Genomic DNA, 14,396 nt, shown 5'->3' with positions numbered 1-14,396 from the left:
AGTCTCGTGCCCGCGACTGTCGCTTTTCGCGGAGCGTTTTGCCATGGTGACCCCATGACATCGGATCGATCGATATGCGACCTCACGGCGACAGAGCTCGCGCGCGCCATTGCGAGGGGCGAAGTGTCCTCCCGCCAGACCGTCGAAGCGCATCTGGCGCGGATTGCGAGCCTCGACAGCCGATTGGCGGCGTTCATGACGGTGGATGCGGACGGCGCCCGGCGCGCCGCGCAGATCTGCGATGCCGCCTCTGCGCCGATCGGCCCGCTGCACGGCGTGCCCATTGCGGTCAAGGACCTCACCGACACTGCGGGACTTGCGACGACTTACGGATCCCTGCTGTTCCGCGATCACGTCCCGGCCGAGGATGATCTCCTGGTGGCGCGGCTTCGGCGCGCCGGCGCGATCATTCTGGGCAAAACCAACACGCCGGAGTTCGGCTTCGGCGCGGTCTGCACCAACAGATTGTGCGGGCCGACACGCAACCCCTTCGATCCGGCGCTGACCTCCGGCGGATCGTCCGGCGGCTCTGCCGTCGCGGTCGCATCCGGCATGGTGCCGCTGGCGCACGGCACCGATTTCGGCGGCTCGGTGCGCACGCCCGCCAGCTTCTGTGGTGTCGCCTCGATCCGGCCGACACCCGGCCGCATTGCATCGCCGCGCCGGCCGCTCGGCTGGGACATGCTGGCGACCCACGGCTTCCTGGCCCGCGGTGTCGATGATCTCGAACTCGCGTTGTCGGTCTGCGCCGGAAGCGATCCGCATGATCCGCTCTCGCTCGGCAGTACCGATGATGATCGACCAGTCCCCGACCGTGCTCGGATTGCGGTCACGCCCGATTTCGGTGTGGCGCCCGTTGCGCGCGAGGCTCGTGCCCGCTTCGCGGCGGCGTGCGAGGCGCTTGCGCGTGTTGCCGATGTCGTGCCGTCCTCGCCGGATTGCGGCGGGGCGATCGAAGCCTTCCGCACCTTGCGCGCCGCGCATATCGCCAACGCTTACGGCGAGTTGCTGAGAACGCGGCGTGCGGAGCTCACGCCGACCGTGATCTGGAATATCGAAGCCGGTGCAAACCTGTCCGTGCAGGACTACCTCGACGCCGAGCGGCGCCGCACCGCGATCTACCGCAGCTTTCGCCAGCTGTTCAATCGCGCCGACTTCCTGGTCGCGCCGGCCGCGTCCATCTTGCCCTGGCCGAATGAAATCGCCGACGTCACGGCCATCGATGGGGCCGCGCTGGAGACGCCGATCGACTATCTCGCCGTGACCTTCATCGTGTCGCTGGTCGGCTTCCCGGTGCTGACGCTGCCGGTGCCGTGCGGGGAGAATGAGCTGCCCTTCGGCATCCAGATCATCGCGCAGCCGGGATGCGAATCCCGCTTGTTTGCCTTCGGCCGCGTGCTCGAGAACGAACTGGGTTTTTCGCATCGCCGGCCGCCTCTCTGATCAGCTGTCGCGATGCTCGAGCCGGGCGGCGAGCGCATCGGCAAGGCCGATGGTCGGCTTGGCGGCGGGGCGGCGGAAGGTGCCCGCAACGGCCTTGCGCAAACGCAGCGCATGCAGCGCCTCGGCTTGCTTCACTGAAGCTATGACCTGATCGACCACGGGGACAGGGATCCGGTCGGCGACGCGCTCGGCAAGGCCCGAGAGCGGGGCGCCGGCAAAGATCAGCACATCGGCCTCGTCCTCGACGATGGCGCGCCGGGCGAGCTCGACCAGCATGTCTTCCTTCTCGGTGCCGACCTCGGAGATCGCCTGAAACGGCGTATCCAGCATGCGGATGCCGGCGCAGCGCTCCCACAGCCCGTGGGCGCGGACGCATTCCTCGTACCAGGGCCCCAGCGCCTGCGCGAAGGTGACGATGGCAAAGCGGCGTCCGGCCATGCACGCGGTCAGCATCGCGGCTTCCGCCATGCCGATCACGGGAATGTCGAAGGTCTCGCGCGCCGCGAACAGGCCGGGATCGCCGAAGGCCGCGATGATCGCGGCGTCGACCTTTTTGTGCTGCTCGGCAAGCATCTCCAGCGCGATGGCGCCGCCGATCTGCGCTTCGGTGCGCGTGGCGATATAGGGCACGCCGCGGGTCGCGGTGCAGGGGATCAGCTCGGTGCCTTTTGAGGCGGCGCGCCGCCCGACGCCCAGCATCAGCTGCGTGACCTCGGTGCTGGTATTTGGGTTGAGCAGGAGCAGCTTCATGATCACGCCGCCGGCCGCTTGGCCTGAGAGGCGGCGAGGACTTCCAGCAGCGCCGTGCCGGTCCGCGCGACGTGCGCGCCGAGCAGCCGGCCGGCCGCTTCGCCGTCGCGCGCTTCGAGCGCAGCCAGGATGTCGGCGTGCTCGTCGACCGAATTGCTCCAGCGCCTGTCGGCGCCGAGCGCGAGAAAACGCGCACGTTCGGCGCGCGAGATCAGCGTCTCGTGCGCCTCGCGGAGCGGCGTGTTGCGGGCCATACGGACGATGGTGTTGTGGATCTCGCCGTTGAGGGCGAAATAATCGTCGAGCTTGCCGCTGCGGTGATGACCCTCCATCCGGGTCTGCAGCGTGCGTAGGCGGACGAGATCGCGCTCGGTGGCGCGTTCCGCGGCGAGCTCGGCGGCGAGCCGCTCGATGCCGGCGAGCGCCTCGAACAATTCCGAGATGCCGTCGACCGCGATATCGGCAATGCGCGGGCTGCGGTTCGGACGCAGCTCGATCAAGCCCTCCGCCGCCAGCACCTTCATCGCCTCGCGCAAGGGCGTGCGCGACACGCCGAGCTCCTTCGACAGCTTGGTCTCCTGAGTCTGCGAGCCCGGCGGCAGCTCGCCGCGAATGATCATCGTCCGCATCCGCGCGGCGGCGCGCTCATGCAGGCCCATCCGCTTGAGCTTGGGCGACTTTCGCGCCGGGTTCGTTTCGGATTTTTGCTGCACGCGAGGCTTCCTGCTTGCAACTCATCCTAGCCATACCAAGCCGAACGCGATGCCCAAATAGGTGACGTATGTGGCTTAAAACAAATGCATATCGAACAAACTGTATGCAGTATGCAAATTGCGGGTTGCGCGTCGCGCCGGGGATGCCGATGATCGTTTCGAGGGAGCCGGTGACCTTGGAGCAACGGAGCAATCGTGATCGATGTCAGCCATGCGCAAACGCCTCGGCATGATCACGCCGTCCTCCAACTCGGTGCTCGAGCCCGTCACCAGCGCCATGCTGGCCGGTGTCTCCGGCGTCACCGCGCATTTCTCTCGCTTCCGCGTCACCGAGATCGCACTCGATGCCGCCGCGCTGAGCCAGTTCGACGCATCCGTGATGCTTCCGGCCGCGGATTTGCTGGCCGATGCCAAGGTCGACGCGATCGCCTGGAACGGAACGTCCGCAAGCTGGCTCGGCATCGGCCGCGACCGCAGCCTGTGCGAGGCGATCACGGCCCGCACAAATGTGCCGGCGACGACATCGACCCTGGCCTGCATCGATGCCGCCTGCGCGCTCGGCGCCAGGCGCGTCGGCCTGGTCTCGCCCTATACCGACGACGTGCAGCGGCGCATTGCCGACGTCTGGGCTGAGGAGGGGATCGCCCCGCATGCCGAGCGGCATCTCGGCTTGCGCGACAACTTTTCCTTTGGCGAAGTCGCGCCGTCTACGATCACGGATATGATCCGCGCCGTGGCGGCGGAGGGGACTGACGCGATCGTCATCCTCTGCACCAATCTCGATGGTGCGGCGCTTGCGGCCACGCTGGAGCGGGAGCTGGATATCGCCGTGCTCGATTCGGTCGCGGTGACGCTGTGGCGGACCCTCTGCCTCGCCGGCGGCGATGTGACGGCCCTTGCGAAATGGGGACGGATCTTCCAGACAATGCCAAATATCAGGTGACGGAGACATCAGTGACGCAGCTCGACCTCGCCATCCGCGGCGGCACCATCGTGACGGCCAGCGACGAGTTTCGCGCTGATATCGGAATTCGCGACGGCCGCATCGTCAGCATCGCCGATAGCATCGCGGGCGCAGCGCGCGAGATCGATGCGTCGGGCCTATTGGCGCTGCCGGGCGGCATCGACAGCCACGTCCATATTTCCCAGCCCTCGGGCCCCGACGTGGTGATGGCCGACGATTTTGCCTCGGCGACGCGCGCAGCCGCAGCCGGCGGCAACACCATGGTGCTGCCCTTTGCGCTGCAGGAGAAAGGCACCTCGCTGCGCAGCTGTGTCGAGAACTATCGCAAGCTCGCCGAAGGTGAGTGCTACATCGATACGGCCTTCCATCTCATCATCTCCGATCCGACTGCCGTGGTGCTCGGGCAGGAGCTGCCGGCGCTGGTCAAGGACGGCTACACCTCGTTCAAGGTGTTCATGACCTATGACGACCTCGTGCTCAGCGACAAGCAGCTGCTCGAAGTGTTCGAGGTCGCGCGCCGCGAGGAGGCGCTGGTCATGGTCCATTGCGAGGGCTACGACGCCATCCGTTTCCTGACCAGCAAGCTGGAGCGCGAAGGTCATATCGCGCCGTATTATCACGGCACCTCGCGGCCGCAGGCGGTCGAGCGCGAGGCGACGCACCGGGCCATCAGCCATGCCGAGGTGATCGGCGTTCCCATCATGATCGTGCACGTCTCCGGACGCGAGGCGATGGAGCAGGTACGCTGGGCGCAGCAGCGCGGTCTGCCCGTTCATGCCGAGACCTGCCCGCAATACATCACGCTGACGGCCGACGACATGAAGGGCCTCAACATGGACATTACGGGCGCGAAATACGTCTGCTCGCCGCCGCCGCGCGATGTCGAGAGCCAGGAGGCGATCTGGGAGGGCATTACGTCGGGCGTGTTCCAGACCTTCTCGTCCGATCACTGCCCGTTCCGCTACGATGATCCCAAGGGCAAGCTGACGCCGAACGCCCGTACCTCGTTCCGCTGGGTGCCGAACGGCATCCCCGGCGTCGAGACGCGGCTGCCGATCCTGTTCTCCGAAGGCGTCTCGAAGGGCCGCATCACCCTGCAGAAGTTCGTCGAGCTGACCGCGACCAACCACGCCCGCATCTACGGTCTCTATCCCCGGAAGGGCTCGATCGGCGTCGGCTTCGATGCCGACATCGTTCTCTGGGATCCCAAGTTGAAGAAGCCGATCCGGCAGGCCGATCTGCATCACGGCGCGGATTACACGCCCTGGGAAGGTTTCGAGGTTACGGGATGGCCGGTGACGACGATCGCGAGGGGAGAGGTGGTCTGCAGCGAGGGCCGGATCGTCGGCGCCAAAGGCGCAGGCCAGGTGCTGAGCCGGGGCAAGTCGAGCCTGATCTGATCCGGCTCGACACGCCGCCAAAGCGCTTCAGAACGTCGCGGCCATTGCAGCGAGCCTTTGATGGGCCCGTTCGCGGGCAGCATCGATCGGCGCTTGCGGTCCCGTGGTTGGACCGATCAGCACGAAGCGGACATTGCTGATCCCGATGAAGCGCAGGATCTCCCGTAAGTAGGGCGTTGCCATGTCGATACGGCCGCGGTTCATGCCGGTGGCAAAATCGCTGCCGCTGGCGATGATCACCAGCGTCGGCCGGTCCTTGAGCAGCGGCAGATATCCCTGCGACGGATCGAACCGGAAGGTGAGACCGGGCTGGACGATGATGTCGAACCACTGCTTGAGCTTGTAGGGAAGGCCGAAGTTCCACATCGGGGTCGAGATCAGCACCCGGTCGGCGAGCGAGAAGCGCAGCGCCATTCGCTCGGCCTCGGCAAAGCTGTCGCGCTGCGCATCGGTGAAGGCCTGAGCCTTCATGCGGGCGTATTTGGCTTCGACGATCGGACCGGTGAATTCCGGCATCCGCTCACGCCAGATGTCCACGACATCAATGTCCCAATCCGGCCGGGCCTGGCGGAAGCCATCGAGAAAGACCCGCGCGCCGGCCGTCGATTCGGCCTCGGCGCGCGGCGAGCAGGACAAGTGCAGGAGCTTTGCCACAGCTCATCCCAGCGCTCGGATCACGGCGTCGGCCCTGGTCACGACCGCGACGTTCTGCATCGCGAAGTTGATCGAGGCATTGTGCCAGTCGGCATTCATGGTCGAGCAGCAATCCTCGGGCACGATCATGAAATAGCCCTTGTCAGCGCCGGTCCGCGCCGTGTGCTCGATCGACATGTTGGTCCAGGCGCCGGTATTGATGATCATGTCACGGCCGGTCGCTTTCAGGATCGTCTCCAGCCGCGTGCCTTCCCAGGCGCTCATCCGCATCTTCTCGACGACGAAATCGCCGGGCCGGGGCTCGAGGCCTGAAACCGGGGCCGCACCCCAGCTCCCGCGCACCATCGCTTTGCTGTCGACCAGGCCCTCGAACAACGGAGCGTTCAGCGTGACGCCGGGCGCGCCGGGCTCGACCACGAACCAGACATGGATGATGGTGACGCCGCGGGCGCGTGCGGCTTCCGCCAGGCGCCGCACATTCTCCACGACATGCTGCTGCTTGGCATGACTCGGCGCGCCGGACTCGGAGAAAGCCCCGCCGTCCATGATGACGTCGTTCTGGAGATCCTGGATGATCATGGCGCAGCGTTGCGGATCGAGCCGCATCTCGCCTTCGCTCAGAATAGGCGCGGCTGGCGACGAGCTCGAGCTTGCTCCGCCACCAGTGCGCCTGCCGCTCATATAGGGCTCATGCCGCGGGCCGACCCGGGTCGGGATCGCATATACCGAATGGGTCGAGGTGAGATAGAGCGTGCGGAAATCCGGCCCGCCCCAGGCGAGGTTGGCGACCAGCTCCGGCACGCGGACCTTGCCGAGCAGTTCGCCGCGCGGCGAATAGACCCAGACGCCGCCGGGCGCGGTGACCCAGACATTGCCGTGCTGATCGCACTTCATGCCGTCGGGCAGACCGAGCTCGAGCTCGGACTTGATGCCGCTCGCAAACACGCGCGCATTGGACAGCGAACCATCGCTGTTGACGTCGAACACGCGGATCAGGGCTTGCACGGTGTCGTTGACATAGAGCAGCCTCTCGTCCGGCGAGAAGCACAACCCGTTCGGCTGGTCGAACAGATTGCGCTCGACCACGAGCTTCGGCTCGCCGCCCGGCACGACGCGGTAGACGCCCTGGAAGCCGAGCTGGCGCGGCCGTTCGACGCCATAGACCGGCATGCGGCCATACCATGGATCGGAGAAATAGATCGCGCCGGATGAGTGCACGCAGACGTCGTTCGGGCTGTTGAGCTCCTGGCCGCCGAAATGCGAGGCCAGCACCTCGCGCCGTCCGTCCGGGCGTTCGCGGATCAGCGACGAGGTCGCGTGCTCGCAGACGATCAAATTGAGCTCGGCGTCATAGGTCATGCCGTTGCATTTGTTCGACGGGCGTTTGACCTCGACGACGCCGCGCCGCGCATCCCAGCGCCGCCGCACGTCGGCCGGCATGTCCGAGAACAGCAGATAATGATCGACCGGATGCCAGATCGGCCCTTCCGTGAAGTCGAAGCCGGTGCCGATCTGTGCGACCGGCGCATAGGGGTCGATCAGGGTTTCGAACTCGCTTCGCAACGTCACATGCGTCATCGGTCGATCCTCGACAACGTCAAGCCGGGAACCAGTTGCGCTCGGGCAGCGACTGCACGATCGGGCCAGGGACTTGATCGTGCAGACGCCCCACGACATTGCCGCCTTCGATCTTGGCGGGACGGTCGTGGACCGGGAGCAGGTAACGCGAGCTGCTCAGCAGCTTTTTGATCGCCGCCTTTTCCGCGCGCTTGGTGGTGCCATGGTTGCCGGTGGTACGCGGCTCCCAATCGTGGATCTCATGGAAGGGCGTGACGATCTGGTCGTTGAAGTCGTAGATCACGTCGCCGCAGATGGTGGCGATGCCGTCGGCGGTCTCGACGATGATGTTCATCGAGCCCTCGGTGTGCGCGTTGGCGGCGTCGCAATAGACGCCGGGCATCAGCTCGATCGGCCCGGTGATCTCGAGGTCCAGGAAGCGCAGTGCGCTCTTGGTATGCAGCCGGTCGATCAGGTGCTTGATGTCTGGCGCGGGATATTGCGGATGCATCAGGCCGGAGACGGAATATTCGAGCTCCTTGCGGTTGAGCACGACGGTCGTGTTCATCGGAAACAGGTCGTCCTTGCCGGCATGGTCGATATGCAAATGCGTGTGGCAGACGAAGCGAACGTCGCCCATGCGAACGCCGTGGCGCGCGAGCTGGTTCTCGATCATGTTCTCATGATACTGGAGCCCGCGCATGCCCAGCGTCTCCATGATCTGGTTGGAGCGATAGCCGGTGTCGACCACGACAGGATACTTGCCGCCGAGGATCAAAAAGCCGAGCGTGAGGACGCGGCGGGTGCGGCCGCAGTCGCGGCCGAGCACCAGGAAGCTCGATTCCAGCTCGATATCGCCGTAGTCCAGGATCTTGATCTCCAGCGCCATTCGTTTCCCTCCCGTCTCGTTTCTTGTCTGTCAAAGCCGATAGACGCGCGTCGCCGTCGTCCTGAAGATCGCATCCTGCTGCTCCGCACTGAACGGGGCGGCGGCGTCGCGAAAGGCTGCGACGAGCTCGCGATAACTGGTCCACAATTTCTCGATCGGAAAATTGGAGCCGAACAGGCAGCGCTCGGCGCCGAAGATCGCGACGGTATCAGTGAGCACGGCGGCGATATGCGCGGGATCGTTGCGATGGATGAAGGTGCCGAGCCCGGACAGTTTCGAGACCACGTTCGGACAACTCGCGAGCCGGGCCATCCCGGCGCGCCAGGCCGCCCGTCCAGCCGGCGAGAGATCCTCGAGCATGCCGGCATGCTGGAGGATGAAGGTCACGCCGGGACAGGATTCGGCCAGCTGCGCAGCATCCGGCATCTGCGGCGTGAACACCTGCAAATCGAAGCTCCAGCCGTAATCGGAAAGACGTGCGACATTGCGACGGATCGTCGGGTCGGTGCAGAGATCCGGACGCGCTGCGAAGCGATAGAGCGGGTTCTCGTGCCAATGCAGCTGCATGCGCACCCCGCGCAGTAGCGGATAACGCTTGAGGCGGTCGAGCTGCGGACGGACGTCCTCGGCCGCGAAATTGGCGTAGGCAACGATGGCGTGCGGCCAGCCATGTTCGTCGGAGGTACGCTGTACCCACGCTGCTTCCTCCTCAAAATGCTCAGGCGCCCAATTGGTCTGCACATAGACGGAACGGGTGACGTCGCTGTCCTTGAGATCGTCGAGATATTCCTGGATCGGATAATCGCGCCGGATCGGCTCGTACGGTCCGAAGATGCGGGGCTGCATGGGGCCGGTCAGCCAGGGCAGGTCGGCCTGCCGCCAGATGTGATGATGGCCGTCGACAATATCGTTCACGCAGCTCTCCTTCCCAGTGCCAGGACGTGGGCGACGATCGATGCGCTCGACCCGCCGTCCACGAGATCGTCGACGGAGCGTTCGATCGCGACCAGAGCTTCTGTCTGCGGACGGAACGCGGGGCCTGTCGCGAGCGGCGTCAGCCAGCTCAGGCGCCAGGCCCGCCGCGATAGTTTCGCGACAGCGTCGCGAAGGGCGTCCGGCTCTCCACGCTCGAGCCCGTCGGAGATGATGATCACAGCGGCGCCGCGGGCGTAGCCGCCGAACCGCGGGACCGCCAGGAACGCTTGCAGCGCGTCGCCGATCCGAGTGCCGCCGTCCCAGTCGCTGACCAGATGTGCCGCGGCGCTCAGCGCCTGCTCGCGCCGTTTCAGCCGCAGCGCGCGGGTGACACGGGTCAGCCGCGTGCCGAAGGTGAAGACCTCGACGTGAGGGGCGGCCTGCACCAGCGCATGCGCAAGCTTCATGTTCTCCTCGGTGCGGCTTTTCATCGAGCCGGAGACGTCGATCAGCAGCAGGACCTTGCGCGGGCGTTGCCGCCGCTTCATGTGACCGAGCCGCAGGATCTCGCCGTCGCTGCGGACGCTGTCGCGCAAGGTGCGGCGGAGGTCGGCAAAGGGGCCGCGGCGCGCCCGCATGCGGCGGTGCCCGCGCCGCCGCGGCAGGCGCCGCGGGGCCTCGCGCGCCAGCCGTCGGAGCGCATCGGTCGTGGAGAGCTGCGCGAAGCGGCGCTCGACCAGCGCCTCGGTGCGCGATGCAGTCAGGCCGGACTCGTTGGCGTCATCGGAGAGCAGGGGCTCCTCGTCGCCACGACCTTCCTCCTGCAGACGGACGGTCTCATCGTCCTCGCCGTCTGCGGCATGCTCGATCGCCTCGCTGCCGCGGAAATGCAGGTCGAACAGCCGATCGAAAGTGGCGCGGCGCTCGGGCGGAGGGGCGAGGGTGGCGAGCGCAGATTGCTTGATGTCCTCGAGCTTGCGCGGTCCGAGCAGCGCGATCGCGGCGAGGAACGCGGTGGTCTGCTCCGGCGCGACGGCGAAGCCGTTGGCGCGCAGCAGGGCGACGAAGGAAACAAAGGTGCGGGCAGCGCGCGGGAGCTGCGGCTCGATGCTCATGCGGTCGCCTCCGCGAGCATGGCATCGAGCCGCGGCGCGATGAAGTGCAGGTCCTCTTCGTCCTTCAGCGCGACGCCGATCGAGCGTTTGAAGGCATCAGGCCAGCGCGCGCCGCCCTTGTTGAGGAGGGTCGCGGCCTCGGCCCAGTCGACGGCTTCGGCGATCCCGGGGGCCTTGCTCAGCGGTTCGCGCCGCAATCTCTCGACGGCCGCGACGACGGCGCGGGCCGTGGTTTCGGCGACGCTGGAGGCGCGCATCATGATGATGCGTGCCTCGCGCTCCGCCGTCGGATAATCGATCCAGTGATAGACGCAGCGGCGGCGCAAGGCTTCGTGCAGATCGCGGGTCCGGTTCGAGGTGAGCACGACCACCGGCCGCTCGGTCGCGCGGACCGTGCCGCGCTCGGGAATCGAGATCTGGAAGTCGGAGAGGAATTCGAGCAGGAAGGCCTCGAACTCCTGGTCGGCGCGGTCGATTTCATCGATCAGGAGCACGGTGGAATCAGGTGCGCGCAGCGCCGCCAGCATCGGCCGCTCGATCAGGAACGTCTCGCCATAGATGTCGATGCTCTCGTCGCCGGCCTGACGGATCGCCAGCATCTGGCGTGGATAGTTCCACTCATAGAGCGCGGCAGAGGCGTCGATGCCCTCGTAGCATTGCAGGCGGATCAGGCGGCGGCCGAGCACGGCGGCGATGGCTTTGGCGGCCTCCGTCTTGCCGACGCCGGGCGCGCCTTCGAGCAGCAGCGGCTTGCCGAGCGCGAGGCCGAGATAGGCGGCGGTCGCGAGCCCTTCGTCGGCGAGATAATAGGCCGCCCGCAGCGCCCGCTCCAGCGCCTCCGGGCTGTCGATGCCGACGATGTTGCTGCGAACCGCCACGGCCGATCCTCTAACGCCGCGCCTGCGGCCGCGCGCCGCCTTGGGCCTTGATCGCGCGCAGCACTTTCTCGGGCGTGATCGGCAGGTCGTCGATCCGCACGCCGACCGCGTTGAAGATCGCATTCGCCACCGCGGGCAGCACCGGATTGGCGCACATCTCGCCAGGGCCTTTTCCCCCGAACGGACCGTCAGGGGCGGGGCGCTCCAGCACGGCGATATCATGCGGACAGATGTCGCCGGGACCGGGCATCAGATATTCGACGAAGTCGCGGGGCCCGTGGACAGGATCGGGATAGTACGGCTCCGGCGTCTCGTAGAGGGCGTGGCTGACGCCCATCCAAGCGCCGCCGACCAGCTGCTGCTCGACGAGGCGCGGATTGAGCGCACGGCCGAGCTCATAGGCGGAGTCCATGCGGACCATCGCGACCTCGCCGGTCTCATCATCCACCTCGACCTCCGCGACGAGGCATGCATGGGCATAGCAGGTCGCCGGCGACATCTCGCCGGTTTCAGGATCGACATCCGACAGCGGCACGAGAAAGATGCCGCGGCCCGAGATGGTCTTGCCCTGCTTGAACTGCGCAGCAATGGCCACGTCCTTTGTCGAGATCGAGCGGTGCGGGGCGCCCTTGACGTGGATGTTGCCGCGACCGTCGGTTTCGAGATCGGCGGCGTTGACCTCGAGCTCCTCGGCGGCGGCCTCCATCATCACGCCGCGCGCCTCGCGCGCCGCAGCCATCACGGCGTTGCCGACGCGATGGGTGCCGCGTGAGGCGAACGAGCCCATGCAGTGCGGGCCGGTGTCGGAATCCGCGGTGTCGACATAGACGTCCTCGACGGGCACGCCCAGCGTCTCCGCGCAGATCTGCCGCGTCACCGATTTCATGCCCTGGCCGAGGTCGATCGACGACAGCGCCACGGTGAACTTGCCGCTCGGGTTGGAATGCACCAGTGCCTGGCTCGGATCGCCGCCGAGATTCATGCCGATGGGGTAGTTGATCGACGCCATGCCGCGTCCACGATGCCGGGTCATCTCAGCGTCTCCTGGTGCCGAACACGGAAGAGAATCGGGTCGCGCCGTGCGATGGCGCGGCCGGGCGGGGCGGGGGAGGTGGCGGCGCCGGCGGAGGTGGTTCGCGCGGCGGCTCTCTTGTCGCCGTCACCGGCGCGCGGTCGTAGGTCGTGCGCTGCTGCGCCGGCGCAGCGGGCCGGCTGCGCGAATCCGTCGGTGTTGGCGGGATCACGGCGCGGCTGCCGCCGCCGTCCTTGCGCGAGGAGGCGCGCCTGAACTCGTCGCGGATCGGCCATTTGGCCTTCTCGGCGGCAACCTGGACGCACTCGATCAGCGCGGTGTTCTTGGCCTCGCGCCGATGCGCCTTCATGTCGCCGTCGCGATAGGCGTTCAGAATCCGGAACTCCATCGGGTCCATGCCGACGAGGTTTGCGAGCTTGTCCATCTGGCATTCGATGGCAAAGTCCATTGCGGTGACGCCGAAGCCGCGCATGGCCGTGGCCGGCGTGCGGTTGGTGAAGACGCAATAGACGTCGCCATAGACGTTCGGGATGGTGTAGGGGCCCGGTAGATGCGCGGCGCATTTCACCGCGGCATAGCTCGATAGCCGCGTATAGGCGCCGCTGTCGAAATAGGCGCGGATCTTGCGCGCGACGATGCGGCCGTCGCGCATCACGCCGTCCTTGATGTAGATGCGTTCGGCGCCGCGCGGCGGGCCGTATTGCATCTCCTCCTCGCGGCCGAACACGTAGCGGACGGGGCGCCCCGTCAACATGGCGCCGAGGATCGCGAGCGGCTCGGTCAAGGTGTCGACCTTGCCGCCAAAGCCGCCGCCGACGGTGCCGCCGATGAAGTGGAAGGTGTTGGAGGGCACGTCGAGGATCTTGGCGCAGGTGTCGACCGAGAAGAACAGTGCCTGCGTCGAGGTATAGACGACGTAGCGGCCGTTGGTATCGGGCGCGGCGATCGCGCCGTTGGTCTCGGTCGGCGCGTGCTCGATCGGCGACATCTGGTAGCGCTGCTCGAGCACGTGGTCGGCGGTTGCGAGCGCGGCATCGGCATCGCCAAAGCGCAGGCGCTGGTGGTCGTAGACGTCATGATAGATGAAGGCGTTCTTCGGATAGGTCTCGTTGACGACGGGCGCACCCGGCTTCAGCGCATCCTCGACGTCGAAAACGGTCGGCAGCGGCTCGTAGTCGATCCTGACCTTTGCGATCGCCTCGAACGCCTCGCGCTCGCTGTCGGCGACGATAGCGAGGATCGGCTCGCCCTTGTAGCGGACCTTGTCGACGGCGAGCGACGGCTCGTCGTCCTTGCCGAAGTTGATCAGGCTGAGCAGCGTGTTGAGGTTGCGTGGCACGTCCGCGCCGCGAATGATCCGGCGCACGCCGGCCGAGCGCTCGGCCTCGGTGGTGTCGATGCGGCGCAGCCTTGCATGGGCCTGGGTCGAACGAACGACCTTCAGGTGCAGCATCCCCTGCAGCTTGTGATCGTTGAAATAGCTGGACGTGCCCGTGATGTGGCCGAGCATGTCCTGCCGCTGCGTGCCCTTGCCGATTTCCTTCAGGTTATCGTCGCGCTCGTCGGCGAAGATGTCCTTGCGCAGTTCCAGCATGGTCTGACCTCAGGCGCTGGCCCGGCCGCCCGCGGCGGCGAGGATGGCATTGATGATCGGCTCGTAGCCGGTGCAACGGCAGATATTGCCAGAGATCGCCTCGATGACGTCGGCCCGGCTCGGGGCGGGATTGCGGTCGAGCAGCGCCTTTGCAGCCATCAGCATGCCCGGCGTGCAATAGCCGCACTGGGCGGCGAAATTGTCGGCAAAGGCGCGCTGCAGCGGATGCAGGTTCGGGCCTTGCTTCATGCCGTCGAGCGTCTCGACCGAGCGGCCCGCGACGGTCTCGGCGAGCGTCAGGCAGGAGAGGTGAAGCTCGCCATCGATCAGCACGCTGCATGTGCCGCAGCCACCCTGGCCGCAGCCGAATTTCGGCGTCATGTCGCCGATCAGCTCGCGCAGCGCGACGAGCAGATTGGTGCCGCCGTCGACGAAGATCGCGACGTCGCGGCCGTTGTGGCGAAATTGCAGGGGGATTTTTGTCATGGCGA

General features: G+C 66.5%; 14 protein-coding genes. 3 read left to right on the top strand and 11 right to left on the bottom strand.

Going from position 1 to position 14,396, the window contains the following annotated elements; all coding sequences use genetic code 11:
• The first annotated feature begins 54 nt into the window (after nt 1-54).
• The gene (locus tag ACTEK7_RS07245) at nt 55-1,443 is read left to right on the top strand and encodes an amidase (RefSeq protein WP_225145853.1); all 1,389 of its coding nucleotides are present in this window, start codon (nt 55-57) and stop codon (nt 1,441-1,443) included.
• Here the strand turns inward: ACTEK7_RS07245 and ACTEK7_RS07240 are convergent, their stop codons facing one another.
• Both ACTEK7_RS07240 and ACTEK7_RS07235 read right to left on the bottom strand, forming a co-directional pair.
• The gene (locus ACTEK7_RS07240; protein WP_036023742.1) at nt 1,444-2,193 is read right to left on the bottom strand and encodes an aspartate/glutamate racemase family protein; all 750 of its coding nucleotides are present in this window, start codon (nt 2,191-2,193) and stop codon (nt 1,444-1,446) included.
• A gap of 2 nt (nt 2,194-2,195) precedes the next feature.
• The gene (locus tag ACTEK7_RS07235) at nt 2,196-2,906 is read right to left on the bottom strand and encodes a GntR family transcriptional regulator (RefSeq protein ID WP_225145852.1); all 711 of its coding nucleotides are present in this window, start codon (nt 2,904-2,906) and stop codon (nt 2,196-2,198) included.
• 202 nt (nt 2,907-3,108) lie between these two features.
• Between ACTEK7_RS07235 and ACTEK7_RS07230 the strand changes: the two genes are divergently transcribed.
• Entirely contained in the window at nt 3,109-3,849 is a 741-nt protein-coding gene (locus tag ACTEK7_RS07230; protein ID WP_225145851.1) for a maleate cis-trans isomerase family protein, read from the top strand.
• On the top strand, nt 3,810-5,270 hold the full coding sequence (gene hydA, locus ACTEK7_RS07225) for a dihydropyrimidinase (protein ID WP_085969190.1): 1,461 nt from the start codon (nt 3,810-3,812) through the stop codon (nt 5,268-5,270). Before ACTEK7_RS07230 ends, hydA begins: the two co-directional genes overlap by 40 nt.
• Nucleotides 5,271-5,297: 27 nt before the next feature.
• Here hydA and ACTEK7_RS07220 read toward each other — a convergent pair whose 3' ends face one another.
• Genes ACTEK7_RS07220 through ACTEK7_RS07180 form a run of 9 tightly spaced genes read right to left on the bottom strand, consistent with a single transcriptional unit; the run spans nt 5,298 to nt 14,391 of the window.
• Nucleotides 5,298-5,924, bottom strand: coding sequence for an FMN-dependent NADH-azoreductase (locus ACTEK7_RS07220; protein ID WP_036013316.1), 627 nt, complete (start codon nt 5,922-5,924; stop codon nt 5,298-5,300).
• Nucleotides 5,925-5,927: 3 nt separating this feature from the next.
• Nucleotides 5,928-7,502: an isochorismatase family protein gene (locus tag ACTEK7_RS07215; RefSeq protein WP_225145850.1), complete on the bottom strand. Its 1,575-nt coding sequence runs from the start codon at nt 7,500-7,502 to the stop codon at nt 5,928-5,930.
• 19 nt (nt 7,503-7,521) lie between these two features.
• Entirely contained in the window at nt 7,522-8,370 is an 849-nt protein-coding gene (locus ACTEK7_RS07210; protein ID WP_036023756.1) for an MBL fold metallo-hydrolase, read from the bottom strand.
• A 30-nt stretch (nt 8,371-8,400) separates the two neighbouring features.
• Nucleotides 8,401-9,285 (bottom strand): amidohydrolase family protein, encoded by an 885-nt coding sequence (locus ACTEK7_RS07205; protein ID WP_225145849.1) that lies wholly within the window; start codon nt 9,283-9,285, stop codon nt 8,401-8,403.
• Nucleotides 9,282-10,400 (bottom strand): vWA domain-containing protein, encoded by a 1,119-nt coding sequence (locus tag ACTEK7_RS07200; protein WP_225145848.1) that lies wholly within the window; start codon nt 10,398-10,400, stop codon nt 9,282-9,284. Before ACTEK7_RS07200 ends, ACTEK7_RS07205 begins: the two co-directional genes overlap by 4 nt.
• A complete protein-coding gene (locus ACTEK7_RS07195; RefSeq protein ID WP_057029893.1) occupies nt 10,397-11,278 on the bottom strand; it encodes an AAA family ATPase in 882 nt (293 codons plus the stop codon). Before ACTEK7_RS07195 ends, ACTEK7_RS07200 begins: the two co-directional genes overlap by 4 nt.
• A gap of 10 nt (nt 11,279-11,288) precedes the next feature.
• Entirely contained in the window at nt 11,289-12,311 is a 1,023-nt protein-coding gene (locus ACTEK7_RS07190; RefSeq protein WP_036023767.1) for a xanthine dehydrogenase family protein molybdopterin-binding subunit, read from the bottom strand.
• Between the two features lies 1 nt (nt 12,312).
• Nucleotides 12,313-13,905 (bottom strand): xanthine dehydrogenase family protein molybdopterin-binding subunit, encoded by a 1,593-nt coding sequence (locus tag ACTEK7_RS07185; RefSeq protein WP_225145847.1) that lies wholly within the window; start codon nt 13,903-13,905, stop codon nt 12,313-12,315.
• Nucleotides 13,906-13,914: 9 nt separating this feature from the next.
• The gene (locus ACTEK7_RS07180; RefSeq protein WP_036023772.1) at nt 13,915-14,391 is read right to left on the bottom strand and encodes a (2Fe-2S)-binding protein; all 477 of its coding nucleotides are present in this window, start codon (nt 14,389-14,391) and stop codon (nt 13,915-13,917) included.
• Nucleotides 14,392-14,396 lie beyond the last annotated feature (5 nt).

This window comes from Bradyrhizobium sp. JHI2711, from assembly GCF_056156565.1.
Note: the sequence above shows the minus strand (reverse complement) of the source record. Positions and strands in the feature narration are given on the sequence as shown.

Excerpts from the sequence above, each read along its gene's own strand:
- ACTEK7_RS07245 (WP_225145853.1), top strand. The coding sequence starts at position 55 with ATGACATCGGATCGATCGATATGCGACCTCACGGCGACAGAGCTCGCG.
- ACTEK7_RS07240 (WP_036023742.1), bottom strand. The coding sequence starts at position 2,193 with ATGAAGCTGCTCCTGCTCAACCCAAATACCAGCACCGAGGTCACGCAG.
- ACTEK7_RS07230 (WP_225145851.1), top strand. The coding sequence starts at position 3,109 with ATGTCAGCCATGCGCAAACGCCTCGGCATGATCACGCCGTCCTCCAAC.
- hydA (WP_085969190.1), top strand. The coding sequence starts at position 3,810 with ATGGGGACGGATCTTCCAGACAATGCCAAATATCAGGTGACGGAGACA.
- ACTEK7_RS07215 (WP_225145850.1), bottom strand. The coding sequence starts at position 7,502 with ATGACGCATGTGACGTTGCGAAGCGAGTTCGAAACCCTGATCGACCCC.
- ACTEK7_RS07210 (WP_036023756.1), bottom strand. The coding sequence starts at position 8,370 with ATGGCGCTGGAGATCAAGATCCTGGACTACGGCGATATCGAGCTGGAA.
- ACTEK7_RS07200 (WP_225145848.1), bottom strand. The coding sequence starts at position 10,400 with ATGAGCATCGAGCCGCAGCTCCCGCGCGCTGCCCGCACCTTTGTTTCC.
- ACTEK7_RS07190 (WP_036023767.1), bottom strand. The coding sequence starts at position 12,311 with ATGACCCGGCATCGTGGACGCGGCATGGCGTCGATCAACTACCCCATC.
- ACTEK7_RS07185 (WP_225145847.1), bottom strand. The coding sequence starts at position 13,905 with ATGCTGGAACTGCGCAAGGACATCTTCGCCGACGAGCGCGACGATAAC.
- ACTEK7_RS07180 (WP_036023772.1), bottom strand. The coding sequence starts at position 14,391 with ATGACAAAAATCCCCCTGCAATTTCGCCACAACGGCCGCGACGTCGCG.